Below are 24746 nucleotides of genomic sequence, written 5' to 3'. Positions count from 1 at the left end.
TTCAGAGCCCCAGCGCGGCACGCAGGCCGCGCCCGTCCAGCGGCCGGGCCAGCCGTGACCAGCCGTGCACCAGGGCCACCAGGCGGGCATTGAGCGGGGCCTCCAGGCCCAGGCTGGCGGCCAGGCGCAGCACCTCGCCATTGAGCGCCTCGACCTCGGTGACGCGGCCCAGCGCCAGATCGTCGGCCATGCTTGAGCGGGCCTTGTCGTCGATGCGCAGCATGCGCGCGGCCACCGCCCGGAACATCGGCGTGGGCAGGTCCAGCACGGCGGGCAGCAGCGCCGGTGGCAGCGGCGACAGGCGCGCCGGGCGGATGCCGCTGCGCCCCAGCACGGCCAGCGCCTCGCGCATCAGCGCGGCCGTGCAGTGGCGCAGGTCGCGGTCCAGCAGCTGGGCGCGCAGCGGCAGGCCCGACAAGGCGTTGACCGCGTTGTTCAGGTTCAGCAGCAGCTTGCCCCATTGCACCGCGGTGAGGTCGGCGTGCAGGTCCATGGCCAGGCCGGCGGCCTGCAGCACCGGCAGCCAGGGGGCCAGCGCCGGGTGCGCCTGGGCGGCCAGGCGGCCGCTGGTGCCGCGGTGCAGGTGGCCGGGTGACAGCTCGGCCACGTTGTAGGGCACCATGCCGGGCACCACCGCCAGGCGTGGCGCGGCCGCGGCAATGCGCGCCGCATGGCCCAGGCCGTTCTGCATCGAGACCACCGGCGTGCCCGCCGGCAGCCGGGCGCCCAGCTCGGCCGCCGCGGCGCTGGTGGCCGCGCTTTTCACGCACAGCAGGGCCAGGCCGGGGCGCAGGCCCTCGGGCACGGCCTCGGCCAAGGTCAGGCGCGCCGGCGGCAGGTGCAGGCGGCCGCCGTCGGCATCGGTCAGGGTCAGGCCGTGGGCGCGCATGGCGTTGAGCGTGCGCGGCCGCCCGACCATCACCACCGGCACATCGGCCGCCGCCAGCCGGCCGCCCAGCCAGGCGCCAATGCTGCCGGCGCCCATCACCAGCACCGGGTCGTCGGCGGTGGGGCGGCGGCCGGGCGAGGGCATCGGCCTGGCGCGGGCGCTCAACGCGCCAGCGGGGCGCCGCCGGCGCCGTGCCCGCTGCGGCGCTCGGGGCCGGCGCGGGCGGTGATCTCGGCGGCCAGGGCGCGGCCCCAGCCCAGTGCGAACAGCCACTCGGCCACCACAAACATCGGGCCCACCAGCAGGCCCACCAGATCGTCGACGAAGGCCGGTTTGCGGCCCTCCCAGTAGTGGCCCACGAACTGGATCACCCAGCCCACGACAAACAGGCCCAGGCCCCAGCCCAGCCAGCTGGCGGTGCTGCCGCCGGCCAGCGGCTGGGCCAGCGCGATCAGCGCCGTGTTGACCACCACCGTGGCGGCGCCCAGCAGCGGCAGGCCGCGGCCCAGGTACCACAGCGCGGCCAGCGCGCAGACGATCCACGACAAGTTGGTGGGCCCCACCGGCACCCGCGCCAGCAGCACGCCGATGGCCAGCACGATGAGCGGAATGCCGATGAAATGGCTGAGGATGTTGCGCCGGTCGCGGTGGTAAAGGGCGTACTGCACCAGCAGCTCGGTGGCGGGGCGGAAGGGGCTGGCGGCCATGGCGGTGAATGCTCCGGTCGGTATTGTGTCGTGCCCAGTGCACCACAGCGCCCGCGCCTCTGCCATGCGGAATGCTCCCACCTAGAATGCCGGGCCACCCCCGGAGTGAACAGCGATGACGATCAAGAGCGACAAGTGGATCCGGCGCATGGCCGAGCAGACCGGCATGATCGAGCCCTTCGAACCGGGCCAGGTGCGCCAGTCGTCCGACGGCCAGAAGATCGTCAGCTACGGCACCAGCAGCTACGGCTACGACATCCGCTGCGCGCCCGAGTTCAAGGTCTTCACCAACATCCACAGCACCGTGGTCGACCCGAAGAACTTCGACGAGAAGAGCTTCGTCGACATCAACGCGCCGGTGTGCATCATCCCGCCCAACAGCTTTGCACTGGCGCGCACGGTGGAGTACTTCCGCATCCCGCGCAACGTGCTCACCATCTGCCTGGGCAAGAGCACCTATGCGCGCTGCGGCATCATCGTCAACGTCACGCCCTTCGAGCCCGAATGGGAAGGTTATGTGACGCTGGAGTTCAGCAACACCACGCCGCTGCCGGCCAAGATCTATGCCGGTGAGGGCTGCGCGCAGGTGCTGTTCTTCGAAAGCGACGAGGTCTGCGAGACCAGCTACAAGGACCGCGGCGGCAAGTACCAGGGTCAGCGCGGCGTGACGCTGCCGAAAACATGAAGTGGGAAGGCAACCGCCAGAGCAGCAACGTCGAAGACCGGCGTGACGGCGGCGCCGAGGCCGGTGCCGCCATGCCCGGCCGGCGCCTGGGCGGTGGTCGCGGCATCGGCATCGGCAGCATCGCCATCGCGCTGCTGGCCGGCTGGATCTTCGGTGTCAATCCGCTCACCGTGCTGGGCCTGCTGGCCGGCGACGGCGGTGCACCGGTGGCCGTGCAGCAGGCGCCGGCGACATCGCCGCGGCCGGCAGTGCACACGCCTGCGGCCGACCCGCTGGCGGCCTTTGTGGCCACCGTGCTGGCCGACACCGAGGACGTGTGGCGCGCGCAGTTCCAGGCCGGCGGCCAGGCGTATCGCGACCCGCGGCTGGTGCTGTTTCGCGGCAGCACGCCCACGGCCTGCGGCCAGGGGCAGGCGGCGATGGGGCCGTTCTACTGCCCGGCCGACGAGAAGGTCTACATCGACCTGGCCTTCTACGACACGCTGCGCCAGCGCCTGGGTGCGCCGGGCGACTTTGCCCAGGCCTATGTCATCGCGCACGAGGTGGGCCACCATGTGCAGCACCTGCTGGGCATCAGCGACAAGGTGCAGGCGCAGCGCCAGCGCGTGTCGCCGGCGCAGGCCAATGCGCTGTCGGTGCGGCTGGAGCTGCAGGCCGACTGCCTGGCCGGCGTGTGGGCGCACCATGCGCAGCGCTCGCGCCAGATCCTCGAGCAGGGCGATCTGGAAGAGGCCATGAACGCCGCCGCCAAGATCGGTGACGACGCGCTGCAGCAGGCCAGCCAGGGCACCGTGGTGCCCGAGAGCTTCACCCACGGCAGCAGCGCGCAGCGCATGCGCTGGTTCCGCCGCGGCATCGACGGTGGGCGCATGGCCGACTGCAACAGCTTCGAGGCGCGCACGCTGTAGCGCGCCGGCAGTGGCGCCGTGGCTGGGGTGCATCGGCGCCGCCGCCGGGCTGCTGCGCGGCCTCTGACAAGCGGTTACCAGATCGCCCCCCTGGCTCTTGGGGGGCACGTCATCCGCCGGTGGCCGACGATGCCCAGAATCCGGCGCAGCGTTGTTGCCCACTCGACCAAAGGCCTCCCGTGATCCGCACCGTGCATCGCGCCATGCTGGCGCTGGCTGCTGCTGCAGCCCTGGCTGTTCCGGCGCTGGCCCGGGCCGAATCGCTGGTCGTTCCAGGCAGTGAGTACCAGGTCTATTTCCAGGGCTCGGTCAGTGGTTCCACCTCGGCGACGGTGCGCTTCGACGGCACCGAAGAGTGGTTCAACGCCGAGCTGCTCACCGGCGACACGCTGTTGTTCGGCGCGCAGGAGGCCGAGACCGACCTCGGCGGCGGCCGCTGGGCCATCGACATCCAGCTGATCGGCGAGCCCCAGCTGTTTCCGGTGGCCGGTGAAACGGGCTGGGCCAACGTGGGCTTCAACACCATGCCGCTGCAGCTGAGCCGCGCGGTGCGCATGGATCGCGCCCTGATCAGCTTTCACCTGGCCGATGGCAGCCTCTACAGCGGCTCCAGCTGGGACATCACCGCCTACGCGGCGCAGCCGTGGGACGGCTACATGACCCAGGGCGGCACCTACGGCTTCACCGACGTGGGCGACCAGGATGTGCGCCAGGTGCGCTTTCACTTCGAGGTCTCGGCGGTGCCCGAGCCGGCCTCGCTGGCGCTGTGGCTGGGTGGTGCGGCGCTGCTGCTGGCGCGGCGCCGGTACAGCGTGGCGGGCCGTGCCGGGGTTCAGTCCGCCGACTGAGGCCGCGCTGAAGGCGGCGTGAGCGCGCGGTTTGGCGCGCTTCTCGGCGCTTTGCGTGCTGCGGCCACGGGCCATCATCGCCGGCAACCCCAAACCAGGAGGTGCCACGATGATCCCTGTGCCCGAGGTGACCGAATACCCGCCGCTGCCGGCCGATTGGCTGGTGGGTGGCGTTGTGCCTGCGCTGGTGCCTGGCGCCTGCCTGAGCCGCAGCCTGCTGGCCGACTTTGCCCGCCAGGCGCGCGCCGCCGGGCTGGCCGCAGGCCCGCAGCGCATGCGCTACGACCGGCGTTATGCGCTGCAGATCCTGGCCGCCGCGCACGCCCTGGGCGACGAGGCCTTGCGCGCCGTGGCGCTGCGTCTGTTCGAGCAGTACCAGGGCTGGGCCACGCACTGAGCTGGCCATGCCGCACGATCCAATTGACCGGCATGCCGGCCGCGGGGGCCTGTGATGGACATGCGTGCCACCCCGCGCCGCGCCACGCTGCCGGCCGGCGCCCGGGCGCATCCGCTGGTGCTGCCCGAGCCCCTGCTCGACACCTGGTTCGAGCTGATGCCCGTGCGCCAGGCCAGCACCACGCGCGCCGTGCACGCCGCGGTGATGGCCGCCGCGCCGCTGCTGGTGCCCAGCCTCAAGTGGGGCAACCTGCTTTACCTGAACAACGGGCGGCCGTTCCTGTCGCTCACGCCGCACCGGCTGTCCACCCAGCTGCAGCTGGTGCATGCCGCGGCCGGCCCGCGCCGCGCGCCGGCGCGGGTGCTGCGCGGCCCCGATCCACGCACGCTGCGCTTCCGGCACAGCCAGCGCATCGACCCCGCCATGCTGGTGGAGGTGCTGCGCAATGTGCTGAGGCCGTTTCTGTCGCCGCGCACCTGAGCCGCTGACGGAACCGCTCAGTACCACGTTCGGCTGCGTCTGTTGCCGGGCGTTACCTGCATCGTCTGCCGCGCTGGTTGCAGGTCGGGCGCAGTCACTGACAATGCCTCGCACACGCCCATTGACGTACCGGGCGACAAAACAAGACGAGGGCAGCGAATGGGCATCCTGGCAGGCTTGGGCATGCTGGTCGGTCGAGGCCGGGGTCACGCGGCGACCGAGTTCGTGTGCCCCGTGGCGCCAGGCCCCGGTGCCGCGCTGCGCGAGGTCGATGACCGCATTGCCGGCTTCTGCGACAAGTACAGCCCCCAGATCGCGGCGCAGATGCGCGAGGCCCGCGCCCGGCTGCATGCGCTGTTTCCGCGCGGCTACGAGCTGGTGTACGACAACCACAACGCGCTGGTGCTGGGCATCGGCCCCACGCCGCGCAGCGCCGATGCGGTGATCTCGGTGGTGGGCTATCCGCGCTGGGTGACGCTGTTCTTCCTGCATGCCGGTGGCCTGAGCGCGCCACCGGGCCTGCTGGAGCCGGCCGGTGAAGGCCAGCTGGGCCTGCGCCTGCGCGGCGCTGCCGACTTGGCCCGGCCCGATGTGCTGGCGCTGCTGCAGCAGGCGGTGGCGCCGCAGGCGGCGGCGTTTCGCAGTGCGCCGCCGCTGGTCACGCTGATCAAGGCGCAGGCCACCGACCAGCGTTCGCGCCGGCCGCGGCCGCTGGCCTTCAGCCCGACCGGGGCCACTGGCCCCGCCGCGCTGCCCGACGCCGCGTTGCCGCACCCCCACGCCTGAAGCGGCCGCCGCGCCGCCATTCGCGCGCTGCGTGGCAACGGGTTCTGGCCGGCACGCCGCCTGCCGGCACAATCGTTGTCATGGGAGAAAACATTCAACTGGGCGCCCGACGCTGGCGCCGCTGGGCAGGGCTGGGCGCGGCTGGCGCGCTGGCCCTGGTGCAACTGGGTGGACAGGCCGCGCCAGACGCGGGTGCCACCGCAACGGCCGGTGCGGCGTCCAGCGCCGGGGCCGCCTCGGGGGCGCCGCCACCCGGGGCCCGCCCGGCCGCAGCCGCCGAGATGGGCGCGCTGGCCCTGCAGGCGCACCGGCTGGCGCCGGGCGAGCGCATCCCCCTCGACGGCAGCCTCGAGCACCCGGCCTGGCAGCGCGCCACGGCGCACCGCGATTTTGTCGAGAAGGCGCCGGTCACCGGCAAGCCGCCGGCCCAGCGCACCGAGGCCCGGGTGCTGTTCGACAGCCAGGCCATCTACGTGGGCGTGCGCAGCTTCGACACCCAGCCGCAGGCCATCCGCGCGCCGCTGGTGCGCCACGACGGCGTGAACCGCACGCAGGACTTCGTGGCCGTCTACCTCGATGCCATCGGCGCGCGGCAATCGGCGCAGTTCTTCCGCGTCAATGCCGCCGGCAGCACTGCCGACGGCATGCACACCGCGTCGGACGACAACGAGGATTTCGCCCCCGATTTCGACTGGGAAGGCGCCGCGCAACGCGATGCCCAGGGCTGGACGGCGGTGCTGCGCATCCCGTTCGCCAGCCTGCGCTTCACGCACGAGCACGACGGGCCCTGGCGCATCATGGTTGCGCGGCGCATCCCGCGCGAGCAGTTCTACTTCAACACCTCGGTGCTGATCCCGCGCGAGGCGCCCAGCTTCATTGCCGCGCTGCAGCCACTGCAAGGCCTGGTGCTGCCCGAGCAGCACCAGTTCCTCACGCTGCGGCCCAGCCTGACCTGGCGGCGCGAGCGCCAGCAGCCGGCCGGCGAGCCCACGCAGCAGCGCAGCCGGCTGGAGGCCACGCTCGATGTGAAGTGGCGGCCGCTGCCCGAGCTGGTGGTTGACGCCACGCTGAACCCCGATTTCTCGCAGGTGGCGCTCGACGTGCCGCAGCTGGCCGGCAACACCCGGTTCGCACTGTCGTTTCCCGAGAAGCGGCCGTTCTTCTATGAATCGAGCGACCTGCTGCGTTCGCCCACCGAGGCGCTGTACACCCGCAGCCTGACCGAGCCGCGCGGCGGCCTGCGCGCCACCTGGCGCGGTGCGCGCCTGGCCGGCAGCGCCTTTGCCATCGACGACCGCGGCGGCGGCTACGTGCTGCTGCCCGGCGCCTTTGGCACCGACTTTGCCGAGCAGCCGGCCTCGCGCGTGCTGGCGGCGCGGGTGCGGGCCGATGGTGGCGCGCTGCAGTGGGGCGCGCTGGCGGCAGCGCGCCGCTACGAGGGCGGCCGTGGCGACAACCAGGTGCTGGGCCCCGACGTGGCCTGGCAGATCGACGACGCCTGGCGTGCACGTGCGCAGCTGCTGGGCTCGAGCACCAGCGCCCAGCCCGATGGCCAGGGCGGCCTGCAGCACGGCGCCACGCGGCGCGGCCACCGCGCGCATCTCAAGTTCTACCTGCAGCAGCCCGACTACGAGGCCGATCTGGGCGTGGACGACATCAGCGCCGGCTTTCGCGACGACACCGGCTTCGTCAACCAGAACGATGTCACCGAGCTCAGCGGCCGCGTGGCCTATGGCTGGCACGGTCTGGGGCCGTTCAACGAGTTCTGGTTCAACCTCGAGGGCGAGACGCTGCGCGCCCGCCAGGCCGGCCAGCGGGTGAGCAGCGCGCTCAGCCCCGGCGTGTGGCTCACCGGCGCGCACAACCTCGAGGCCTCGCTGTACTGGCATGGTGGCGAAGGCGTTCGCACCGCGGACGGTGCGCCCTGGCTGCGCCCGCGCTTCTGGCAGCTGGAGGCGGTGTTCACGCCCGCCACCTGGGCGCCGCTGCTGAGCACCGAATGGCAATGGGGCCGGCTGGCCGACATGCAGGCCGGCGTGGTGCGCCCGGGCGCAAACGGCAGCGTCACGCTCACCATGCGGCCGCTGGCGCGGCTTGAGTTCGAGCCCAGCGTCTACGCCGCCTGGCTCGAGCGCGACGGCCGCCGCACCTACCGCGAAACCGCCGGCCAGCTGCTGGCGGTGTGGCACTTCGACGCCCACCAGACCCTGCGCGCGATCTGGCAGCGCAGTTCGCTCGACCGCCTGGCCGAGCCCGGCGTGGCGGCGCAGCGCGATGTGGGCAGCACCGGCTCGCTCACCTACGCCTGGCGGCGCTCGGCCGGCACGGTGCTGTACCTGGGCGCCAGCCGCAGCCGCCAGGGCCTGCCCACGGTGCAGGGCGTGTCGCGCGGCAACGAGGTGTTCGTCAAGCTGCAGGTCGATGCCGACGACCTGCGCCAGGTCTGGCGCGGGCGCTGAGCCCCGGCGGCCACCGCCCGCCGTCACCTGTCACCACCACCCGCCGGCGCTGGTGGGCACGGGGTGCCGCTTGTCAGCCTGGCGCCGGCCGGCCGTGGCACCATGGCCGTTGCCGTGGCGCCTGCCACGCATCCACCCGTGAACCCCGAGGAGGCTACCGATGATGAAGTCCGGCGTCGATCCGCAAGCCCTGGCCGAGATGTTTGCCAGTGCCAGCGCCAAGCAGACCACGCAGCTGCGCCAGGCGGTCTACGACAGCACCTTGCGCGCCCTGCAGGGCCGTGAGCTGAGCCTGAAGAACATCCGCAAGGTGCTCGACACGGTGGCCCAGGCGGCCAGCGCGGGCGCGGCGCAAAACCCCGCCGCCCCGGCCCAGGTGGAGAAGATGCTCGACACCGCGGTGGCCGGCATGGACGACGCGCTGCTCAAGGCGGTGGAAGCCAACCGCGTGGCGCTGCAGCAGTTCGTCGACCGCGGCGTCGACCTGCGCGAAACCCAGCTCAAGAAGGCCCTGGGCGATCTGGAGAAGATGGAAGACCAGCTCTTCGGCGCCGTGAAGAAGGCCACCGGCGCCGCCGGTGAAGGCCTGGCCGGCCCCTGGCAGCAGGTGATGGACAAGCTGGCCCCCGGTGCCACGCAGACCGGCGCCCGCGCCGGCGCCGCCACCGAGCAGCTCGAGAACCAGCTCGCGCAGATGCAGACCGCCATGCGCGAGACCCGCGCCGCCGGCCTGAAGGCGGCGCAAACCCTGGCCGAGAGCTATGCCGCGCTGGCCAGCGGCGTGTTGATCGGCATGGCCGATGCGCTGCGCCAGGGCGCTGCCGAGCCGTCCGACGACAGCCCCCGGGCCACGCGCCGCAAGTAGGCGGCAGGCCGGCAGGCCGGCGGCCCGGGCGCGATCCGGGCCGCACATCGCGTATCGTGCCGGCATGAGCGACACGACCCGCGATTTCACATTCTTCTGGCACGACTACGAGACCTTCGGCCGCGTGCCGCGCCGTGACCGGCCAGCGCAGTTTGCCGGCATCCGCACCGATGCCGCGCTCAATGAAGTGGGCCCGCCGCTCGAGTTGTTCTGCCAGCCGCCGCACGACACCCTGCCCGACCCCGAGAGCTGCCTGCTCACCGGCATCACGCCGCAGCAGTGTGCCGAGCGCGGCGTGACCGAGCAGGCCTTTGCCGCGCAGATCCACGACGCGCTGGCCGCACCCGGCACGGTGGGCGTGGGCTACAACACCATCCGCTTCGACGACGAGGTCACGCGCCACCTGTTCTGGCGCAACCTGATCGACCCCTACGGCCGCGAGTGGCAGAACGGCTGCGGCCGCTGGGACCTGCTGGACACCGTGCGCTGCGCCTGGGCACTGCGGCCCGAGGGCATCGAATGGCCGAAGCACGACGACGGCCGGCCCAGCTTCAAGCTCGAGCACCTCACCGTGGCCAACGGCCTGGCGCACGACAGCGCCCACGATGCGCTGAGCGACGTGCGCGCCACCATCGCGCTGGCCCGGCTGCTGCGCGAGCGCCAGCCGCGGCTGTGGGACTTCTGCCTGAAGCTGCGCAAGAAAGACGCGGTGTGGGCCGAGATCGGCCTGGGCAAGCCCTTTCTGCACCTGTCGGGCATGTACGGCACCGAGCGCGGCTGCCTGGCCCTGGTGTGGCCGCTGGGCGTGCACCCGACCAACAAGAACGAGCTGATCGTGTGGGACCTGTCGGCCGATCCGGCCGAACTGCCGGCGCTGGATGTCGAGACGCTGCGCCTGCGCATGTTCACCCGCGCCGACCAGCTGCCCGAGGGTCTGGCGCGGCTGCCGGTCAAGACCATCCATGTCAACAAGAGCCCGGTGGTCATCGGCAACCTCAAGACCCTGCCGGCCGCGCGCGCCGCGCATTGGGGCCTCGATCTCGACACCGGCCTGCAGCGCGCCGCCTGGGCCCAGGCGCATGCGGCCGCGCTGGCCGGCGTGCCCTGGAGCCAGGTGTTCGCCCGGCCGGCACCGGCGCAGGCGCCGGATGTGGACGAAGACCTCTACGGCGGCTTCATCGGCCCGGGCGACCGACGCACGCTGGAGCGCCTGCGCGGGCTGGACGGCGCGGCGCTGGCCGGCAAACACCCGGCCTTCGAGGACGGCCGGCTCGACGAGCTGCTGTTTCGCTACCGCGCCCGCAACTGGCCCGACACGCTGGCCGACGCCGAGCGCCAGCGCTGGGCCGCGCACTGCAGCGCCCGCCTGCACGAAGGCCTGGGTGGCGTGCTGACCGTGGCCGACTTCATGGCCCGTATCGACACCCTGGGCGAGCAGGCCGGCGAGGACGAGCGCGCGCAGGACATCCTGGGTGCGCTGTATGACTGGGCGGAGGCGATTGCGCCGGAGATGGGGTAAGGGCCGCGGCGTTCAGTTCGCCAGCTCGAACAGCGCCGAGCCGTCGCCGTTGTCCTTGACCAGGCGCACCTGCGGCGTGCGCGGCAGCTGGGCGATGGCGGCGGCGCTGGAGCTGAAGCGCAGCTTGACGCCCGGCACCGGCTGGATGCGCCAGTTGCCGTCGGCGCTGGGGTCCAGCGTGCCGGCAGAGCGCAGGTACTGGGCCACGGCCTCGCGGTTCTCGTCGGCGCTGTCCATCACGATCTGGCGACCGTCCAGGCCCGGAAAGCTGCCGCCGCCGGCGGCGCGGTAGTTGTTGGTCACCACGATGAAGGGCGCATCGTCCTTCACCGGCTGGCCCTGGTGGCGCAGGTCGACGATGCGCCGCGCCTCGGGCGCCACCAGCTTGCCGGCCAGGTCATAACGCGCAGGCTGGGTGACATCGATGCGGTAGCTCAGGCCGTCGATCATGTCGAAGTTGTAGGGCACGAAGCGTTCGTCGATCAGCGCCTGTTCGGCCGGGCCGGCGGCATCGATGCGGCGAAAGGCACCGGCCGACATCTCCAGCCATTCACGCACCTGGGCGCCGCTGAGCCTGACCGCCTTGATGGTGTTGGGGTAGATGTAGAGATCGGCGATGTGGCGGATCGACAGCGTGCCGGCCGGGATCTCGGTGTAGTAGCTCCAGCCCATGCGGCCGCCCGACTTGAAGGGCGCGGCGGCCGAGACGATGGGCAGGCCTTCGTGTTCGGTGCCGGCCAGCGCGCGCTTCGCGTAGGCGATCTGCGCGTTGTTCACCAGCTGCACCGAGGGGTCGTCGGCCACCTGGGCAAAAAAGCTGGTGATCGGCGCCGTGCTGCGCGCCACCTCGCCGCGCACATAACGCAGCGTGGCCTCGTGCTCGGCGGCCACCAGCTGCGCCACCATCGGATCGGCCTCGACCAGCGGCTTGCGCGTGGCACGGTCGCGGATGGCGCGGATCTCGGCGCGGCTGTCCTTGATCTTCCAGGCGCCCGAGCTGTCGTCGAGCACCAGGTCGATCACGCCCAGGTGATCGCCCCAGCGGCCGGGCATCACCGCCGGCACGCCGTTGATCGTGCCGCGGGCCAGATCCACCTTCGCGTGGTTGGCGAAGAAACGGCTGGGGAACTCGCCATGCGAATGGCCGAACAGGATGGCGTCGATGCCGGCGATCTCGGACAAGCGGGCCACCGAGTTCTCGGCAAATCGCGGCGTCTCGCCACGCTCGAAGCCCGAGTGCGGAATGGCCACCACGAGGTCGGCACCCTTGGCGCGCATCTCGGGCACATAGCGGCGCGCGGTTTCCTGGATGTCCTGCACCGTGAGCTGGCCGGTGAGCTGGGCGCGGTCCCAGGTCATGATCTGCGGCGGCACGAAACCGATCACGCCGACCTTGAGCGTGCGCTTGGCGCCGGTCTCGTCGGTGAGGCTGCGCTCCAGCAGCACATAGGGCGTGAAGGCGGGCTTGTCATTGGCCGGGTTGCCGTCGCCATCGTCGAGCGTGACATTGGCGCTGACATACGGAAACGCCGCGCCGGCGATGGCCTGGCGCAAGAAGGGCAGGCCGAAGTTGAACTCGTGGTTGCCGATGTTGGCGGCGTCCACGCCCAGCGCGTTGAGCACCTTGTAGGCCGGGTGCACCGCGCCGGCGGCCAGCGGCTTGACGCGCGCCACGTAGTCGCCCAGCGGCGAGCCCTGCAGCAGGTCGCCGTTGTCGAACAGCAGGCTGTTGCGGGCCTCGGCGCGTGCGGCCTTGATCAGCGTGGCGGTGCGTGCCAGGCCGTATTCGTCGGTGGGCTTGTCCTGGTAGTAGTCCCAGGCCAGCAGGTTCATGTGCAGGTCGGTGGTTTCCAGCAGGCGCAGCTTCAGTTCGGCGGCGGCGGCGGGCAGGGCGCTCACCAGGCCGGCCAGCGTGGCCAGTGCGGCCAGTGCACGCCGGGTGGCCAGGCGGTGGCCCCGCGCCGGGGCGGCGGCGCGTGATCGGTGGGTGGGGCGGGATGCAGCGGTCATCGAACAACAGGCAAGAGGCGGCAAGGCGGCCGAAGCCACCGAGCGTAGCAGCCGGCCAGGCTGGCGCGGCCCTTGCATCGGCCCGTGGCAGCGCCCCGGCCTGGAGGATTCATGACAGTGCAGCAACTGATCCACCTGCTCTCGGCCATGCCGCCCATGGCGCCGGTGCTGCTGGAAGAAGACGGCGGACTGTCGCCGCTGGGCGGCGTGGATCTGCTGCCCGGCACGCCGGGCCAGCCCGCCGAGGTGCTGCTGCGGCCCGACATGACCCCCGACTGATGCAAGGAGCATGACCATGGCGTTTCAGACCCTGTGCAAGCAGCGCTACCTGGGTGAAGGCGAATCGGTGCCCTTCATGCTGGCGGGCCAGGAGCTGCTGGTGGTGTGGCCCGATGGCGGCCAGCCGCGCGCCTTTGCCGGCGTGTGCCCGCACGAGCAGCAATCGCTGGTGAACAACTCGCAGTTCAACGGCCGCACGCTGGTGTGCACGGTGCACGGCTGGGTGTTTGACGGCCGCAACGGCCAGGGCCTGCGGCCCGAGGGCTGCGCGCTCGACGAATACCCGTTGCGCCTCACCGCCGACGGCCTGGTGGAAGTGGATCTGGACGCGCGTGGCTGAGCGCGCCGCCGGCCCTGGCCTCGGGCTCGGCACGCCAGAACCCACGGCGCTTCGGCCGGTGCGGGCGATAGCTGATAACGCTCAAGGTAAGGGTGCTGGGTGCGGGGCAGGCCGGCAGCCGGCGAGCAATCCTGTCGGAAAAGGCCTTGCTGCTCCAATGACGGCATGGCCGCGCGACCAGCTTGGCGCCCGGCCCAACCGGCAGGAGTGACACCGTGAGTACCCCCGAAGGCTTCTTCATCGACTGGGACGGCAATGTGCGCAGCACCACCGATTGCGGTGGCGGCTATGTGTGTGAGGTCGATGTGGTGGCCAAGTACGTGGGCATCCTGGGCCCGCGGGGCGCGCTGATGCACGAGGCCACGTTCTACAAAGACCTGGCGGCCATCCAGAAGGCCGGCATCAAGGGCCTGCTGGTGCCGGGCAGCACGCCCTGGGGCCGCAAGGACCAGGGCTTCTGAAAGGCGCGCCATGTCCCTCACCACCACCACCACGGCCCCCGCCACCGACCTGCTGCTGCGCAACCGCGCCATCCTGTGTCACTTCGACAGCTACAGCACCGCCTTGGTGTTTGCACACTGGCCAGGCGGCAGCCTGCTGTGGCCCGGCCCGCTGCCCGAGGGCGCCGCACCGGCCGAGGGGGATCTGCCCAACGATGCCGAGGCCGTGCGCCAGGCCGCGATGGCGCAGCTGGGCCTGCTCGATGACGACGTGGTGGTCAGCCCCAAGTTCATTGAATCGGTGCGCGCGGCCGATGGCAGCATGGTGCGTGTGCACCTGCTGCGTTTCACCACACAGGACGCGCCCAAGCCCTTGCTGGAAGCGGCGGGCGCGATCTTCAAGCCCCTGCCGCAACTGCGTGGCGCCGCGCCGGTGGAGCTGGGGCTGCTGCGCGAGGTGTTCAACCTGATCATCGGCGGCAACGGCCGCCACGGCTGACACGTTCTCGCGCGGCACGGGCGCCGGCCCGGCCCGCCGCAGGGCCACAGCAGGGCCACAGCAGTGCCACAGCAGCTTGGCCGCCCAGTCCGCAGCATGGCGCCACGAGCGCCATCGCACCGATGGCCAGCCCTGGGTGCCGCCCGATACCCAGGCCGTACAGGCCTTTGCGCAAGGCCTTTGCCGCGGCAGCGGCCGCCGCCGCCAGCACACCGGCGGCGGCTTTCGGCTTGACGTGTCGTGAGGCGATGTGGGCAGCTTCGGCCTCAGCCTGAACAGACTGATCAAGAAGCGCAGCGCCCAGGCACTGGCCGCGCATGGCACTGAGGCGCGGTTTTGTGCCTTGGCTGCGCTGGGCGACGCCGGCCAGGCGCTGGCGATCTCATGCAGACAAACGGCCCGCCGGGTTTCCCCGGCGGGCCGTTGTGCTGGGGGGGGGCTGAGCATGCCGCTCAGCCGGGCTGTCAGGCCGTCACGCCCTTGGCCACATCCGCGTACTCGCCGATCTGGTCGAAGTTCATGTACTTGTAGATCTGGTCGGCCTTGGCGGTGATCACGCCGGTGGCGGCCAGGTACTCGTCCTTGCTGGGCAGCTTGCCCAGCTTGGAGGCCACGGCGGCCAGCTCGGCCGAGCCCAGGAACACGTTGGTGTTCTTGCCCAGGCGGTTCGGGAAGTTGCGGGTCGACGTCGAGATGACGGTCGCGCCTTCCTTCACCTGGGCCTGGTTGCCCATGCACAGGCTGCAGCCGGGCATCTCGGTGCGCGCACCGGCGGTGCCGAAGTTGGCGTAGTGGCCTTCCTTCATCAGCTCGGCCGCGTCCATCTTGGTCGGCGGGGCGATCCACAGCTTCACCGGGATGTCGCGCGCGCCGCCCAGCACCGTGGCCGCTGCGCGGAAGTGGCCGATGTTGGTCATGCAGCTGCCGATGAAGGCCTCGTCGATCTTGGTGCCGGCCACTTCGCTGAGGGACTTGGCATCGTCCGGGTCGTTCGGACAGCAGACGATCGGCTCGGTGATCTCGGCCAGGTCGATCTCGATCACCGCGGCGTACTCGGCGTTGGCGTCGGCGGCCAGCAGGTTGGGGCTGGCCAGCCAGGCCTCGACCTTCTCGATGCGGCGGGCCAGGGTCTTGGCGTCGGCGTAGCCGTCGGCAATCATGTTCTTCATCAGAACGATGTTGCTCTTGAGGTACTCGGCCACCGGCTCCTTGTTGAGCTGGATGGTGCAGCCGGCGGCGCTGCGCTCGGCCGAGGCGTCGCTCAGCTCGAAGGCTTGCTCCACCTTCAGGTCGGGCAGGCCTTCGATCTCGAGGATGCGGCCCGAGAACACGTTCTTCTTGCCGGCCTTGGCCACGGTGAGCAGGCCGGCCTTGAGGGCGTACATCGGGATGGCATGCACCAGGTCACGCAGGGTCACGCCAGGCTGCATGCTGCCCTTGAAGCGCACCAGCACCGATTCGGGCATGTCCAGCGGCATCACGCCGGTGGCCGCGCCAAAGGCCACCAGGCCCGAGCCGGCCGGGAAGCTGATGCCGATGGGGAAGCGGGTGTGGCTGTCGCCGCCGGTGCCCACGGTGTCGGGCAGCAGCAGGCGGTTGAGCCAGCTGTGGATCACGCCGTCGCCCGGGCGCAGGGCCACGCCGCCGCGGCTGCTGATGAAGGGCGGCAGCTCGCGGTGCATCTTGGCGTCCACCGGCTTGGGGTAGGCCGCGGTGTGGCAGAAGCTCTGCATCACCAGGTCCGCGCTGAAGCCCAGGCAGGCCAGGTCCTTCAGCTCGTCGCGGGTCATGGGGCCGGTGGTGTCCTGGCTGCCCACGGTGGTCATGCGCGGCTCGCAGTAGGTGCCCGGGCGCACGCCCTGGCCCTCGGGCAGACCCACGGCGCGGCCCACCATCTTTTGCGCCAGCGTGAAGCCGGCCTGCGTGGCCACCGGGGCGGCCGGCAGGCGGAACAGGGTGCTCGCGCCCAGGCCCAGGAACTCGCGTGCCTTGGCGGTGAGCGAGCGGCCGATGATCAGGTTGATGCGGCCGCCGGCGCGCACTTCGTCAAAGAGCACGTCGCTCTTGAGCTTGAACTCGACCACCGTCTGGCCGTCTTTGGTGATCTTGCCGTCGTAGGGCAGCACGTCGATCACGTCGCCCATCTCGAGCTTGGACACGTCCACCTCGATCGGCAGCGAGCCCGAATCCTCTTGCGTGTTGAAGAAGATCGGGGCGATCTTGCCGCCCAGCGTGACGCCGCCGAAGCGCTTGTTCGGCACGAAGGGGATGTCCTGGCCGGTGGCCCAGATCACCGAGTTGGTGGCGCTCTTGCGGCTGGAGCCGGTGCCCACCACGTCGCCCACGTAGGCCACCAGGTGGCCCTTCTTCTTCAGGTCCTCGATGAACTGCATCGGGCCGCGCTTGCCATCTTCCTCGGGCTTGAAGGCCGCGTCGGTGCGCGTGTTCTTCAGCATCGCCAGGTAGTGCAGCGGGATGTCGGGGCGGCTCCAGGCGTCGGGCGCCGGGCTCAGGTCGTCGGTGTTGGTCTCGCCGGGCACCTTGAACACGGTGACGGTGATGCTCTTGGGCACCTCGGGGCGCGAGGTGAACCACTCGCCATCGGCCCAGCTCTGCATCACGTCCTTGGCGTGGGCGTTGCCCGCCTTGGCCTTGGCGGCAACGTCGTTGAAGAAGTCGAACATCAGCAGCGTCTTCTTCAGCGCGGCAGCGGCCACGCCAGCCACCTCGGCATCGTCGAGCAGCTCGATCAGCGGGTGCACGTTGTAGCCGCCCACCATGGTGCCCAGCAGCTCGGTGGCCTTGGCCTTGGAGACCAGGCCCACCTTCAGCTCGCCGTGCGCCACGGCGGCCAGGAAGCTGGCCTTGACCTTGGCCGCGTCATCCACGCCCGGCGGCACGCGGTGGGTCAGCAGATCCAGCAAAAAGGCGTCTTCGCCCGCGGGCGGCGCCTTGATCAGCTCGATCAGCTCGGAAACTTGGGCTGCGGTCAGCGGCAGCGGGGGGATGCCGAGGGTGGCACGTTCGGCCACGTGTTGGCGGTAGGCTTGCAGCATCTCGAGGGCTCCTGTGAGAGGGTTTCGACGACGGGAGAGGCGGGCGGCGGGTTTGCCCGCCGGCACGGCCGGGGCTGGCCATGCCGGGCGTTCGGGTTTGTCCGATATTTTATGTCTTATATAAGACTTGCCAAGCGGAATCCACAGCGGACTGCACGGGAACAGGACATTCTGACGCAGCGCCCGCACGCCGGGCTGACAAGCCCATGGCGTGCGTGCGCGGGCAAAAAAAAGCCCGCCGGTGGGGGCGGGCTGCCGCGGCGTGCCGGGCGCCTGGCGCGGTGGCGCTCAGGCCGTGGTGCCGCGCGCCGGAACGCTCAGGCGTTGTCGCGCATCCACTGCGCGGCCCAGGCGTCGGATTCGGCCTGCACCTTGGCACCCATGGTCATCAGCCAGGTCAGGCTGCCAGCGGCAAACACAAGCGGCACGAGGGCCAGAAACACGATCGTCATGGTGAAAGCTTCGGGTTGATGAAGGTCAATGCTGCGCAGCAGCATACGAAAGCCCGTCGCAGGCTGCCAGCCCGCGCGGGAATGCCCGGCAAGACCCCTGAACGCCGCGGGCCTTGTGCCAGCCCCGGCACAGGCCAGGGCAGCGCTACGGTTTCTCGGCGCGGGGCAGGCGGGCTTGAGTGCCGCAACGCGCCCGGGCCGTGCCGGGCGTGATGCGGGTCACGGCTGGTGCGTGGCGGGGGCCGTTGGCGCCGGTGCTGGCGTGGCCGGGCTGGCCGAGCTGGCCGGGTTGGGGGCGCCAGCACGGGCATCCGCTGCTGCCGCTGCGGGCATGGGGGCCGGTGCCGACGCTTGTGCTGCCGGCGCAGAGGCCGCGTTGGTGGCGGCGTTGGTGGTCGCGTTGGTGGCCGCGTTGGTGGCCGCAGCGGTGGCCGGCGCCGGCGCAATGCCCAGATGGGTGCCTGCCTGCTGCACCGCGGTGAGTGCGGCGCGCTGCTCGGCGTGCAGGCAGTGGTCAACCACGCGCTGGCCGCGGCGGCTGTCCATCAGCATCGACTTGCTCGGGATCTGGATCCACAGCATGCCGTTGTGCGGGTCTTCCAGCCGCACCGCGCCGGTGGCGGTTTCGCGCGGGCTCATGCGGTAGCGCTGCTTCAGATGGCGGATCTCGAACAGGCCGTGCTGGCCCGGCACCGCCAAGACGCTGATCTGCTGCTTGAACTCGCAGTCGGCCACCCCGGTGAGCACGCGGTCCACCACGTCAAGCTCGCCGGCGCTGAGCACCGGTGCCGCTGCCGCGGCGGCCACGGCCGCGGGCTTGGCCGCGGTGGCCTTGCCGCTGGCCGGCCGCGCCGGGCCGGCCTTGGTGGCCGCCGGTCGGGTGGCCTGGGCTTTGGTCGCAGCGGGCGTCTTGGTCTGCGCCAGGGCCGGGGCGGGCCAGGCCAAGGCGGTGGCCGTGGCCAGGCTCGCGAGACTGGCGAAGCTCGCCAGGGCGGCCAGGGCGGCCAGGGCGGCGCGCTGGCCGCGGATCGACGGGCCGCTCATGCGGCCTGCCCGAACAGGGCCAGCGCCGCTTCGGCCGGCAAGGGCTGGCCGGTGCGGCGCGCGCGCAGCAGCACCTGCCAGAAGTAGCGGTAGCTGGCGCGGTCGTGCAGCTGGTCCTGGCCGGCATGGCGGTGGCGGATCGGCGCCCATTGCGCCGCCTGCGCGGCCAGCAGGATCTCGAGCGCCTGGTCGACCTCGGCCGTGCTGGGCGAGAAGGCGTCGACGATGACGCGGATCTGGTCGGGGTGGATGCTCCACATGCGCGTGTAGCCGAACTCGCGCGCGGCGCGGGTGGCGGCCGCGGCCAGCGCCTGGGCGTCCTTGAACTCGGTGACCACGCAGTGCGAGGGCACCTTGGCCGCGGCATGGCAGGCGGCGGCGATCTCGAGCTTGGCGCGCACCACCAGCGGGTGCGTGAACTGGCCCTGCACGCCCATGGCGGTGTGCGGAATCGCGCCGCGGTGCGCCGAGACGAAGTCCATCAGCCCGAACGACAGGCTCTGGATGCGCGGCAGCTGGGCGATGGCCTGCACATCGCGCAGCGCGCCGTGGGTCTCGACCAGCATGTGCACCGGCAGGGCCTGGCCGCGGCCGTGGCGGCGCGCGGTCTGCTCGATCAGGGCCATGGCCTGCTGCGCATCGGCCAGGTGGCGTGGCTTGGGCACCATCACAAAGGCCAGGCGGTCACCGGCGCGGCCGATCAGCGTGTCGAGATCGGCCTCGAAGCTGGCATGGTCGACCGGATGCACCCGCACACCCACGCGGCCGAAGCGGTTGTCGGCCGACAGCGCCAGCTCGGCGCACAGCTGCGCATGCGCGGCCTCGGCGCCCACCGGTGCGCCATCTTCGCAATCGAGCGTGATGTCGAACACCGGGCCCAGCTCGGCCTGCAGCGCCAGCGCCTTGCGCATGCGCGGCTCGGTGCCGCAATAGTGGTCACACACCGGGATGTCGGGCGCCGCGTCACCGTCGTCGACGAGGGCCTGTTGGGGCAGCAGGGATGGGGTCATGGTGCAAGTATCTCTGCCCCGTGCAAAGCACCAGACCAGCCCCCGGCAGAAAGCAGGCGGCACGGCGGCCAGGGGTGCGCGGGGAGGCAGAAACGACAAAGCCGGATCTGGGTTGCCCAGTCCGGCTTTGCTGACCCCTCGGGGGTGGGCGCCAGGCGCCCGGGGTCTGCGGCTTTACAGCAGGTGCTTGACGCCGTCCTGCTCGCCCTGCAGCTCGGCCAGGGTCTTGTTGATGCACTCTTGCGAGAAGGCGTCGATCGGCAGGCCTTCGACGATCTTGTACTCGCCACCTTCGCAGGTGACCGGGTAGCCGAACATCACCTCGGCGGGGATGCCGTACTCGCCCTTGGACGGGATGCCCATGGTCACCCACTTGCCGTTGGTGCCCAGCGCCCAGTCGCGCATGTGGTCGATGGCGGCGTTGGCGGCCGAGGCGGCCGACGACAGGCCGCGCGCGGCGATGATGGCCGCACCGCGCTTGCCCACCGTGGGCAGGAAGGTGTTGGCGTTCCAGTCGTGGTCGTTGATGGCGTCCTTGACGCTCTTGCCGTTGACGGTGGCAAAGCGGTAGTCGGCGTACATGGTGGGCGAGTGGTTGCCCCACACGGCCAGCTTCTCGATGTCGCCCACGGCGATGCCCATCTTGGCGGCAATCTGGCTGGCGGCGCGGTTGTGGTCCAGGCGCAGCATGGCGGTGAAGTTCTTGGCCGGCAGGCTGGGGGCCGACTTCATCGCGATGTAGGCGTTGGTGTTGGCCGGGTTGCCCACCACCAGCACGCGCACGTTGCGCGAGGCCACCTTGTCCAGGGCCTTGCCCTGGGCGGTGAAGATCTGGGCGTTGGCGGCCAGCAGGTCGGCGCGCTCCATGCCGGGGCCGCGCGGACGGGCACCCACCAGCAGGGCGTAGTCGGTGTCCTTGAAGGCGGTCATCGGGTCGCTGTGGGCCTCGATGCCGGCCAGCAGCGGGAACGCGCAGTCTTCCAGCTCCATGATCACGCCCTTCAGCGCGTTCTGGGCCTTCTCGTCGGCGATCTCCAGCAGCTGCAGGATCACCGGCTGGTCCTTGCCGAGCATTTCGCCCGAGGCAATGCGGAACAGCAGGGCGTAACCGATCTGGCCGGCGGCGCCAGTGACGGCGACGCGAACGGGCTTCTTGCTCATGGTGGGCTCCAGGAAGGGATCAGGGAGAGGTTGATGTAACCGTCTTGTACCGGCGTGCGGCCGGTGCCTGCGACCGGTGTCCCGGCGGCGCCCATGCCTCTTGGCACTGGCGCCGGGCGCGCGGCCGATACGGCTGACGGCGCGCTGCCAGGCAGGTCGACACGAAGTGTAGGCGAGTCTAGGGGTTGCCACGGAGGATGTCAAAGGTCTCATGTCTTATATAAGACATCTGTCAGCATTCGATGGACGGCTGGCGGCGGTCTGTGCTGCAATCCGATACATGCCTGCGTTGCCTGCCCTGCCACATGCCGCCGCCGCTGCCGAGGCCGGCGAGTCCGGCCCGGCCGGGCCGGCCTTCGCGCCGCTGTACCAGCAGATCAAGGCGCTGCTGACCCGCGAGTTGCAGGCCGGCACCTGGAAGCCGGCCGAGGCCATTCCCAGTGAGCTGGAGCTGGCCGCGCGCTACAAGGTCAGCCAGGGCACGGTGCGCAAGGCCATCGACGAGCTGGCGGCCGAGAACCTGCTGGTGCGCCGCCAGGGCAAGGGCACCTTCGTGGCCACGCATGCCGAGCAGCACATCCAGTACCGCTTTCTGCGCCTGATGCCCGACGACGGCAGCGACCAGCGCCTGGCGCGGCGCCTGCTGGACTGCCGGCGCGCCCGCGCCCCGGCCGACGTGGCCCGCGCGCTGGCGATCAAGAGCGGCGATGCCGTGGTGCAGCTGCGCCGCCTGCTGCTGGCGCCCGACAAGACCGTGCAGCCCGCCGGCGAGCGCCCGGTGGTGCTCGACGAGATCTGGCTGCCTGGCGTGCTGTTCAAGGGCCTCACGGCCGAGCGCCTGGCCGACTACAAGGGCCCGATGTACGGCATGTTCGAGACCGAGTTCGGCGTGCGCATGATCCGTGCCGAGGAGCGCATCCGCGCGCTGCCGGCCGATGCGGCCGACGCCGAGCTGCTGGCCGTGCCCGCCGGCACGCCGCTGCTGAGCGTCGAGCGCCTGTCGTTCACCTATGACGACAAGCCGGTCGAGCTGCGCCGCGGCCTCTACAACACCAGCGGGCATTTCTATCGCAATGAGCTCAGCTGAGAGCGGGCGCGGTCTGCCCATCCAAGTCAGCGTGGCCGGCGTGTCGGGCTTTGTACAAGCCTGCGGTAAGCCTGCTGCGTTGCAATAAACTCCAAGGGTTTCACCCGGATTACGTCGAGGCATCCAAACATGGCAGAGAGCATCAAGACCCGGCCCGTTTCAAGACCGGGCGAGAACATGAAGCTGATCGAGGCGCTGCAGTACCGGCTGCCTTTGGCGGCCAAGCTGTCCATCCTGCACCGCGCCAGCGGCCTGATCATGTTCGGCCTGCTGCCGTTCGTGATCTGGCTGTTCGACAAGAGCGTCAGCTCCGAAATCTCGTACGACGCCTACACCAGCGCCTTTGTCGCCGGCATCGGCTTCGTGCCGGCGCTGATCGTCAAGCTGGCGGTGCTGGCGCTGATCTGGAGCTTCCTGCACCACGCCTTCGCCGGTGTGCGCCACCTGTGGATGGACGCCACCCACAGCGTGACCAAGGAGCAGGGCCACAGCTCGGCGGTGGTGGTGTTTGCCGCCAGCCTGGTGCTTACCGCGCTGCTGGGCGCCAAGCTGTTCGGCCTGTTCTGAGCGCGGCTCGCTGACAACAACAAGGACTGGAACCCATGGCTGTCAATTACGGTTCGAAGCGCGTGGTCGTTGGCGCGCACTATGGCCTGCGCGACTGGCTCAGCCAGCGCGCCACCGCGGTGATCGTGGTGCTCTACGCGGTGCTGCTGCTGCTGCAGGTGATCTTCGGCGGCCCGCTGGGCTACGACGCCTGGTCGGGCATCTTCGCCCAGCAGTGGATGAAGGTGTTCACCTTCGTCGTGGTGGTGGCCTTCTCGTGGCATGCCTGGGTGGGCGTGCGCGACGTGTGGATGGACTACGTGAAGCCGGTGGGCATGCGCCTGACGCTGCAGGTGGCCACCATCGCGTGGCTGGTCGGCTGTGCCGGCTGGGCGGTGCAGGTGCTGTGGCGCCTGTGACCGGCGACTGAAACAAAGACGACAAACAAAATGGCCAACATCAAGTCTTCCGTCGCCCGCCGCAAGTTCGACGTGGTGATCGTCGGTGCCGGCGGTTCCGGCATGCGCGCCTCGCTGCAGCTGGCCCGTGCCGGTCTGAACGTGGCGGTGCTCTCCAAGGTGTTCCCCACCCGCAGCCACACGGTGGCGGCGCAGGGCGGCATCGGTGCTTCGCTCGGCAACATGGCCGAGGACAACTGGCACTACCACTTCTACGACACGGTCAAGGGCTCGGACTGGCTGGGCGACCAGGACGCCATCGAGTTCATGTGCCGCGAGGCGCCGAAGGTGGTGTACGAGCTCGAGCACTTCGGCATGCCCTTCGACCGCAACCCCGACGGCACGATCTACCAGCGTCCGTTCGGCGGCCACACCGCCAACTACGGTGAAAAGCCGGTGCAGCGCGCCTGCGCCGCGGCCGACCGCACCGGCCACGCCATGCTGCACACGCTGTACCAGCAGAACGTGAAGGCGCGCACGCAGTTCTTTGTGGAATGGATGGCGCTCGACATCATCCGCGACGCCTCGGGCGATGTGCTGGGCGTCACCGCGCTCGAGATGGAGACCGGCGATGTCTTCATCCTCGAAGGCAAGGTCACGCTGTTCGCCACCGGTGGCGCCGGCCGCATCTATGCCGCCAGCACCAACGCCTTCATCAACACCGGCGACGGCCTGGGCATGGCGGCGCGCGCCGGCATCCCGCTCGAAGACATGGAGTTCTGGCAGTTCCACCCCACCGGCGTGGCCGGTGCGGGCGTGCTGCTCACCGAAGGCTGCCGCGGTGAGGGCGCGATCCTGCGCAACTGCAATGGCGAGCGCTTCATGGAGCGCTATGCGCCCACGCTGAAGGATCTGGCGCCGCGCGACTTCGTCTCGCGCTGCATGGACCAGGAGATCAAGGAAGGTCGCGGCTGCGGTCCCAACAAGGACTACGTGGTGCTCGACATGACCCACCTGGGCGGCGACACCATTCTCAAGCGCCTGCCCAGCGTGTTCGAGATCGGCCACAACTTCGCCAACGTCGACATCACCAAGGAACCGATCCCGGTGGTGCCGACCATCCACTACCAGATGGGTGGCATCCCCACCAACATCAACGGCCAGGTGGTGGCGCCGAAGAACGGCAACCCCAACAGCGTGATCAACGGCCTGTACGCGGTGGGCGAGTGCTCGTGCGTCAGCGTGCACGGCGCCAACCGCCTGGGCACCAACTCGCTGCTCGACCTGCTGGTGTTCGGCAAGGCCGCCGGCAACCACATCGTCGATGCGCTGGCCAAGGCCCCGCGCAACCACAAGGATCTGCCGGCCGACGCCGCTGATTACTCGCTGGCGCGCATTGCCAAGCTCGACGCCTCGACCGGCGGCGAGTACGCGCAAGACGTGGCCAACGACCTGCGCGCAACGATGCAGAAGCACGCCGCGGTGTTCCGCACGCAAGAGCTGATGACCGCCGGCACGCACGCCGTGGCAGCCATCCGCGAGCGCGTCAACGGCATCACGCTCAAGGACAAGAGCAAGGTCTTCAACACCGCCCGCATCGAGGCGCTGGAAGTGGCCAACCTGATCGAGGCGGCACAGGCCACCATCGAAGGTGCGGCCGCCCGCCACGAGTGCCGCGGCGCCCACACCGTCAAGGACTACGAACGTGGCGCCGACGACGCCGAGTTCCCGCTGGGCCGCAACGACAAGGAGTGGATGAAGCACACCCTGTGGTTCAGCGAAGGCAACCGCCTCGACTACAAGCCGGTGAACCTCCAGCCGCTGACGGTGGATTCGGTGCCCCCGAAGGTTCGTACTTTCTAAGCCAGGTCGCAGGAAACC

The 24746-nt window shown here is 70.5% G+C and carries 25 protein-coding genes; 17 read left to right on the top strand and 8 right to left on the bottom strand.

The window, feature by feature from the left end:
• Position 1: 1 nt before the first annotated feature.
• Both N4G63_RS10685 and N4G63_RS10680 read right to left on the bottom strand, forming a co-directional pair.
• Positions 2 to 1033: a 2-dehydropantoate 2-reductase gene (locus tag N4G63_RS10685; protein WP_314599656.1), complete on the bottom strand. Its 1032-nt coding sequence runs from the start codon at positions 1031 to 1033 to the stop codon at positions 2 to 4.
• Between the two features lie 17 nt (positions 1034 to 1050).
• Positions 1051 to 1596 carry an Mpo1 family 2-hydroxy fatty acid dioxygenase gene (locus N4G63_RS10680; RefSeq protein ID WP_260788401.1) on the bottom strand — a complete coding sequence of 182 codons (546 nt, stop codon included), beginning with the start codon at positions 1594 to 1596 and terminating at the stop codon, positions 1051 to 1053.
• 115 nt (positions 1597 to 1711) lie between these two features.
• Here N4G63_RS10680 and dcd point away from each other — a divergent pair, with 115 nt between their 5' ends.
• The 9 genes from dcd to sbcB all read left to right on the top strand — a co-directional run bounded on the left by dcd (position 1712) and on the right by sbcB (position 10543).
• Positions 1712 to 2281: a dCTP deaminase gene (dcd, locus tag N4G63_RS10675; protein WP_260788400.1), complete on the top strand. Its 570-nt coding sequence runs from the start codon at positions 1712 to 1714 to the stop codon at positions 2279 to 2281.
• Positions 2278 to 3189 (top strand): KPN_02809 family neutral zinc metallopeptidase, encoded by a 912-nt coding sequence (gene ypfJ, locus N4G63_RS10670; protein ID WP_260788399.1) that lies wholly within the window; start codon positions 2278 to 2280, stop codon positions 3187 to 3189. Before dcd ends, ypfJ begins: the two co-directional genes overlap by 4 nt.
• A 179-nt stretch (positions 3190 to 3368) precedes the next feature.
• On the top strand, positions 3369 to 4037 hold the full coding sequence (locus tag N4G63_RS10665) for a PEP-CTERM sorting domain-containing protein (protein WP_260788398.1): 669 nt from the start codon (positions 3369 to 3371) through the stop codon (positions 4035 to 4037).
• A 109-nt stretch (positions 4038 to 4146) separates the two neighbouring features.
• Entirely contained in the window at positions 4147 to 4434 is a 288-nt protein-coding gene (locus N4G63_RS10660; RefSeq protein ID WP_260788397.1) for a hypothetical protein, read from the top strand.
• Between the two features lie 54 nt (positions 4435 to 4488).
• A complete protein-coding gene (locus N4G63_RS10655) occupies positions 4489 to 4914 on the top strand; it encodes a hypothetical protein (protein ID WP_260788396.1) in 426 nt (141 codons plus the stop codon).
• Between the two features lie 234 nt (positions 4915 to 5148).
• Positions 5149 to 5700: a hypothetical protein gene (locus tag N4G63_RS10650; protein WP_260788395.1), complete on the top strand. Its 552-nt coding sequence runs from the start codon at positions 5149 to 5151 to the stop codon at positions 5698 to 5700.
• Between the two features lie 80 nt (positions 5701 to 5780).
• The gene (locus tag N4G63_RS10645; protein ID WP_260788394.1) at positions 5781 to 8159 is read left to right on the top strand and encodes a DUF5916 domain-containing protein; all 2379 of its coding nucleotides are present in this window, start codon (positions 5781 to 5783) and stop codon (positions 8157 to 8159) included.
• 160 nt (positions 8160 to 8319) lie between these two features.
• Positions 8320 to 9024 (top strand): DUF6781 family protein, encoded by a 705-nt coding sequence (locus N4G63_RS10640; protein WP_260788393.1) that lies wholly within the window; start codon positions 8320 to 8322, stop codon positions 9022 to 9024.
• Between the two features lie 64 nt (positions 9025 to 9088).
• On the top strand, positions 9089 to 10543 hold the full coding sequence (gene sbcB / locus N4G63_RS10635; RefSeq protein WP_260788392.1) for an exodeoxyribonuclease I: 1455 nt from the start codon (positions 9089 to 9091) through the stop codon (positions 10541 to 10543).
• Positions 10544 to 10555: 12 nt separating this feature from the next.
• On the opposite strand, the gene N4G63_RS10630 is transcribed toward sbcB, so the two are convergent.
• The gene (locus N4G63_RS10630; RefSeq protein ID WP_314599655.1) at positions 10556 to 12553 is read right to left on the bottom strand and encodes a bifunctional 2',3'-cyclic-nucleotide 2'-phosphodiesterase/3'-nucleotidase; all 1998 of its coding nucleotides are present in this window, start codon (positions 12551 to 12553) and stop codon (positions 10556 to 10558) included.
• 111 nt (positions 12554 to 12664) lie between these two features.
• Here N4G63_RS10630 and N4G63_RS10625 point away from each other — a divergent pair, with 111 nt between their 5' ends.
• From N4G63_RS10625 to N4G63_RS10610, 4 genes are all read left to right on the top strand, one after another.
• Positions 12665 to 12832: a hypothetical protein gene (locus N4G63_RS10625; protein ID WP_260788390.1), complete on the top strand. Its 168-nt coding sequence runs from the start codon at positions 12665 to 12667 to the stop codon at positions 12830 to 12832.
• 16 nt (positions 12833 to 12848) lie between these two features.
• On the top strand, positions 12849 to 13172 hold the full coding sequence (locus N4G63_RS10620) for a Rieske 2Fe-2S domain-containing protein (protein WP_260788389.1): 324 nt from the start codon (positions 12849 to 12851) through the stop codon (positions 13170 to 13172).
• Positions 13173 to 13387: 215 nt separating this feature from the next.
• Entirely contained in the window at positions 13388 to 13633 is a 246-nt protein-coding gene (locus tag N4G63_RS10615) for a hypothetical protein (RefSeq protein WP_260788388.1), read from the top strand.
• Positions 13634 to 13643: 10 nt separating this feature from the next.
• Complete coding sequence (locus N4G63_RS10610) at positions 13644 to 14111, top strand: hypothetical protein (RefSeq protein WP_260788387.1); 468 nt, start codon at positions 13644 to 13646, stop codon at positions 14109 to 14111.
• Positions 14112 to 14575: 464 nt separating this feature from the next.
• Here the strand turns inward: N4G63_RS10610 and acnB are convergent, their stop codons facing one another.
• The 5 genes from acnB to N4G63_RS10585 form a co-directional block, all read right to left on the bottom strand.
• Entirely contained in the window at positions 14576 to 17167 is a 2592-nt protein-coding gene (acnB, locus tag N4G63_RS10605) for a bifunctional aconitate hydratase 2/2-methylisocitrate dehydratase (protein WP_260788386.1), read from the bottom strand.
• 317 nt (positions 17168 to 17484) lie between these two features.
• A complete protein-coding gene (locus tag N4G63_RS10600) occupies positions 17485 to 17619 on the bottom strand; it encodes a hypothetical protein (RefSeq protein WP_260788385.1) in 135 nt (44 codons plus the stop codon).
• A 219-nt stretch (positions 17620 to 17838) separates the two neighbouring features.
• Entirely contained in the window at positions 17839 to 18663 is an 825-nt protein-coding gene (locus N4G63_RS10595; RefSeq protein ID WP_314599654.1) for a hypothetical protein, read from the bottom strand.
• Complete coding sequence (locus N4G63_RS10590) at positions 18660 to 19673, bottom strand: HpcH/HpaI aldolase/citrate lyase family protein (RefSeq protein ID WP_314599653.1); 1014 nt, start codon at positions 19671 to 19673, stop codon at positions 18660 to 18662. Before N4G63_RS10590 ends, N4G63_RS10595 begins: the two co-directional genes overlap by 4 nt.
• 174 nt (positions 19674 to 19847) lie before the next feature.
• On the bottom strand, positions 19848 to 20834 hold the full coding sequence (locus N4G63_RS10585) for a malate dehydrogenase (protein ID WP_260788383.1): 987 nt from the start codon (positions 20832 to 20834) through the stop codon (positions 19848 to 19850).
• Between the two features lie 280 nt (positions 20835 to 21114).
• Here N4G63_RS10585 and N4G63_RS10580 point away from each other — a divergent pair, with 280 nt between their 5' ends.
• From N4G63_RS10580 to sdhA, 4 genes are all read left to right on the top strand, one after another.
• Complete coding sequence (locus tag N4G63_RS10580) at positions 21115 to 21921, top strand: GntR family transcriptional regulator (protein WP_260788382.1); 807 nt, start codon at positions 21115 to 21117, stop codon at positions 21919 to 21921.
• Between the two features lie 129 nt (positions 21922 to 22050).
• Complete coding sequence (gene sdhC / locus N4G63_RS10575) at positions 22051 to 22488, top strand: succinate dehydrogenase, cytochrome b556 subunit (protein ID WP_260788381.1); 438 nt, start codon at positions 22051 to 22053, stop codon at positions 22486 to 22488.
• Between the two features lie 35 nt (positions 22489 to 22523).
• Complete coding sequence (gene sdhD, locus N4G63_RS10570; RefSeq protein ID WP_260788380.1) at positions 22524 to 22886, top strand: succinate dehydrogenase, hydrophobic membrane anchor protein; 363 nt, start codon at positions 22524 to 22526, stop codon at positions 22884 to 22886.
• A 30-nt stretch (positions 22887 to 22916) separates the two neighbouring features.
• The gene (sdhA, locus tag N4G63_RS10565; protein ID WP_260788379.1) at positions 22917 to 24728 is read left to right on the top strand and encodes a succinate dehydrogenase flavoprotein subunit; all 1812 of its coding nucleotides are present in this window, start codon (positions 22917 to 22919) and stop codon (positions 24726 to 24728) included.
• Positions 24729 to 24746: the final 18 nt, after the last annotated feature.

It is taken from the genome of Aquabacterium sp. OR-4 (assembly GCF_025290835.2).
Classification (GTDB): domain Bacteria; phylum Pseudomonadota; class Gammaproteobacteria; order Burkholderiales; family Burkholderiaceae_C; genus Pseudaquabacterium.
The sequence above is the reverse complement of the archived record's forward strand: the minus strand, read 5'-3'. Positions and strand labels throughout refer to the sequence as shown.

Excerpts from the sequence above, each read along its gene's own strand:
- sdhC (WP_260788381.1), top strand. The coding sequence starts at position 22,051 with ATGGCAGAGAGCATCAAGACCCGGCCCGTTTCAAGACCGGGCGAGAAC.
- N4G63_RS10680 (WP_260788401.1), bottom strand. The coding sequence starts at position 1,596 with ATGGCCGCCAGCCCCTTCCGCCCCGCCACCGAGCTGCTGGTGCAGTAC.
- N4G63_RS10640 (WP_260788393.1), top strand. The coding sequence starts at position 8,320 with ATGATGAAGTCCGGCGTCGATCCGCAAGCCCTGGCCGAGATGTTTGCC.
- N4G63_RS10595 (WP_314599654.1), bottom strand. The coding sequence starts at position 18,663 with ATGAGCGGCCCGTCGATCCGCGGCCAGCGCGCCGCCCTGGCCGCCCTG.
- sdhD (WP_260788380.1), top strand. The coding sequence starts at position 22,524 with ATGGCTGTCAATTACGGTTCGAAGCGCGTGGTCGTTGGCGCGCACTAT.
- N4G63_RS10655 (WP_260788396.1), top strand. The coding sequence starts at position 4,489 with ATGGACATGCGTGCCACCCCGCGCCGCGCCACGCTGCCGGCCGGCGCC.
- N4G63_RS10620 (WP_260788389.1), top strand. The coding sequence starts at position 12,849 with ATGGCGTTTCAGACCCTGTGCAAGCAGCGCTACCTGGGTGAAGGCGAA.
- N4G63_RS10590 (WP_314599653.1), bottom strand. The coding sequence starts at position 19,673 with ATGACCCCATCCCTGCTGCCCCAACAGGCCCTCGTCGACGACGGTGAC.
- sdhA (WP_260788379.1), top strand. The coding sequence starts at position 22,917 with ATGGCCAACATCAAGTCTTCCGTCGCCCGCCGCAAGTTCGACGTGGTG.
- N4G63_RS10630 (WP_314599655.1), bottom strand. The coding sequence starts at position 12,553 with ATGACCGCTGCATCCCGCCCCACCCACCGATCACGCGCCGCCGCCCCG.
- N4G63_RS10580 (WP_260788382.1), top strand. The coding sequence starts at position 21,115 with ATGCCTGCGTTGCCTGCCCTGCCACATGCCGCCGCCGCTGCCGAGGCC.
- N4G63_RS10585 (WP_260788383.1), bottom strand. The coding sequence starts at position 20,834 with ATGAGCAAGAAGCCCGTTCGCGTCGCCGTCACTGGCGCCGCCGGCCAG.
- N4G63_RS10660 (WP_260788397.1), top strand. The coding sequence starts at position 4,147 with ATGATCCCTGTGCCCGAGGTGACCGAATACCCGCCGCTGCCGGCCGAT.
- acnB (WP_260788386.1), bottom strand. The coding sequence starts at position 17,167 with ATGCTGCAAGCCTACCGCCAACACGTGGCCGAACGTGCCACCCTCGGC.
- ypfJ (WP_260788399.1), top strand. The coding sequence starts at position 2,278 with ATGAAGTGGGAAGGCAACCGCCAGAGCAGCAACGTCGAAGACCGGCGT.
- N4G63_RS10625 (WP_260788390.1), top strand. The coding sequence starts at position 12,665 with ATGACAGTGCAGCAACTGATCCACCTGCTCTCGGCCATGCCGCCCATG.
- N4G63_RS10685 (WP_314599656.1), bottom strand. The coding sequence starts at position 1,033 with ATGCCCTCGCCCGGCCGCCGCCCCACCGCCGACGACCCGGTGCTGGTG.
- N4G63_RS10610 (WP_260788387.1), top strand. The coding sequence starts at position 13,644 with ATGTCCCTCACCACCACCACCACGGCCCCCGCCACCGACCTGCTGCTG.
- dcd (WP_260788400.1), top strand. The coding sequence starts at position 1,712 with ATGACGATCAAGAGCGACAAGTGGATCCGGCGCATGGCCGAGCAGACC.
- N4G63_RS10645 (WP_260788394.1), top strand. The coding sequence starts at position 5,781 with ATGGGAGAAAACATTCAACTGGGCGCCCGACGCTGGCGCCGCTGGGCA.
- sbcB (WP_260788392.1), top strand. The coding sequence starts at position 9,089 with ATGAGCGACACGACCCGCGATTTCACATTCTTCTGGCACGACTACGAG.
- N4G63_RS10600 (WP_260788385.1), bottom strand. The coding sequence starts at position 17,619 with ATGACGATCGTGTTTCTGGCCCTCGTGCCGCTTGTGTTTGCCGCTGGC.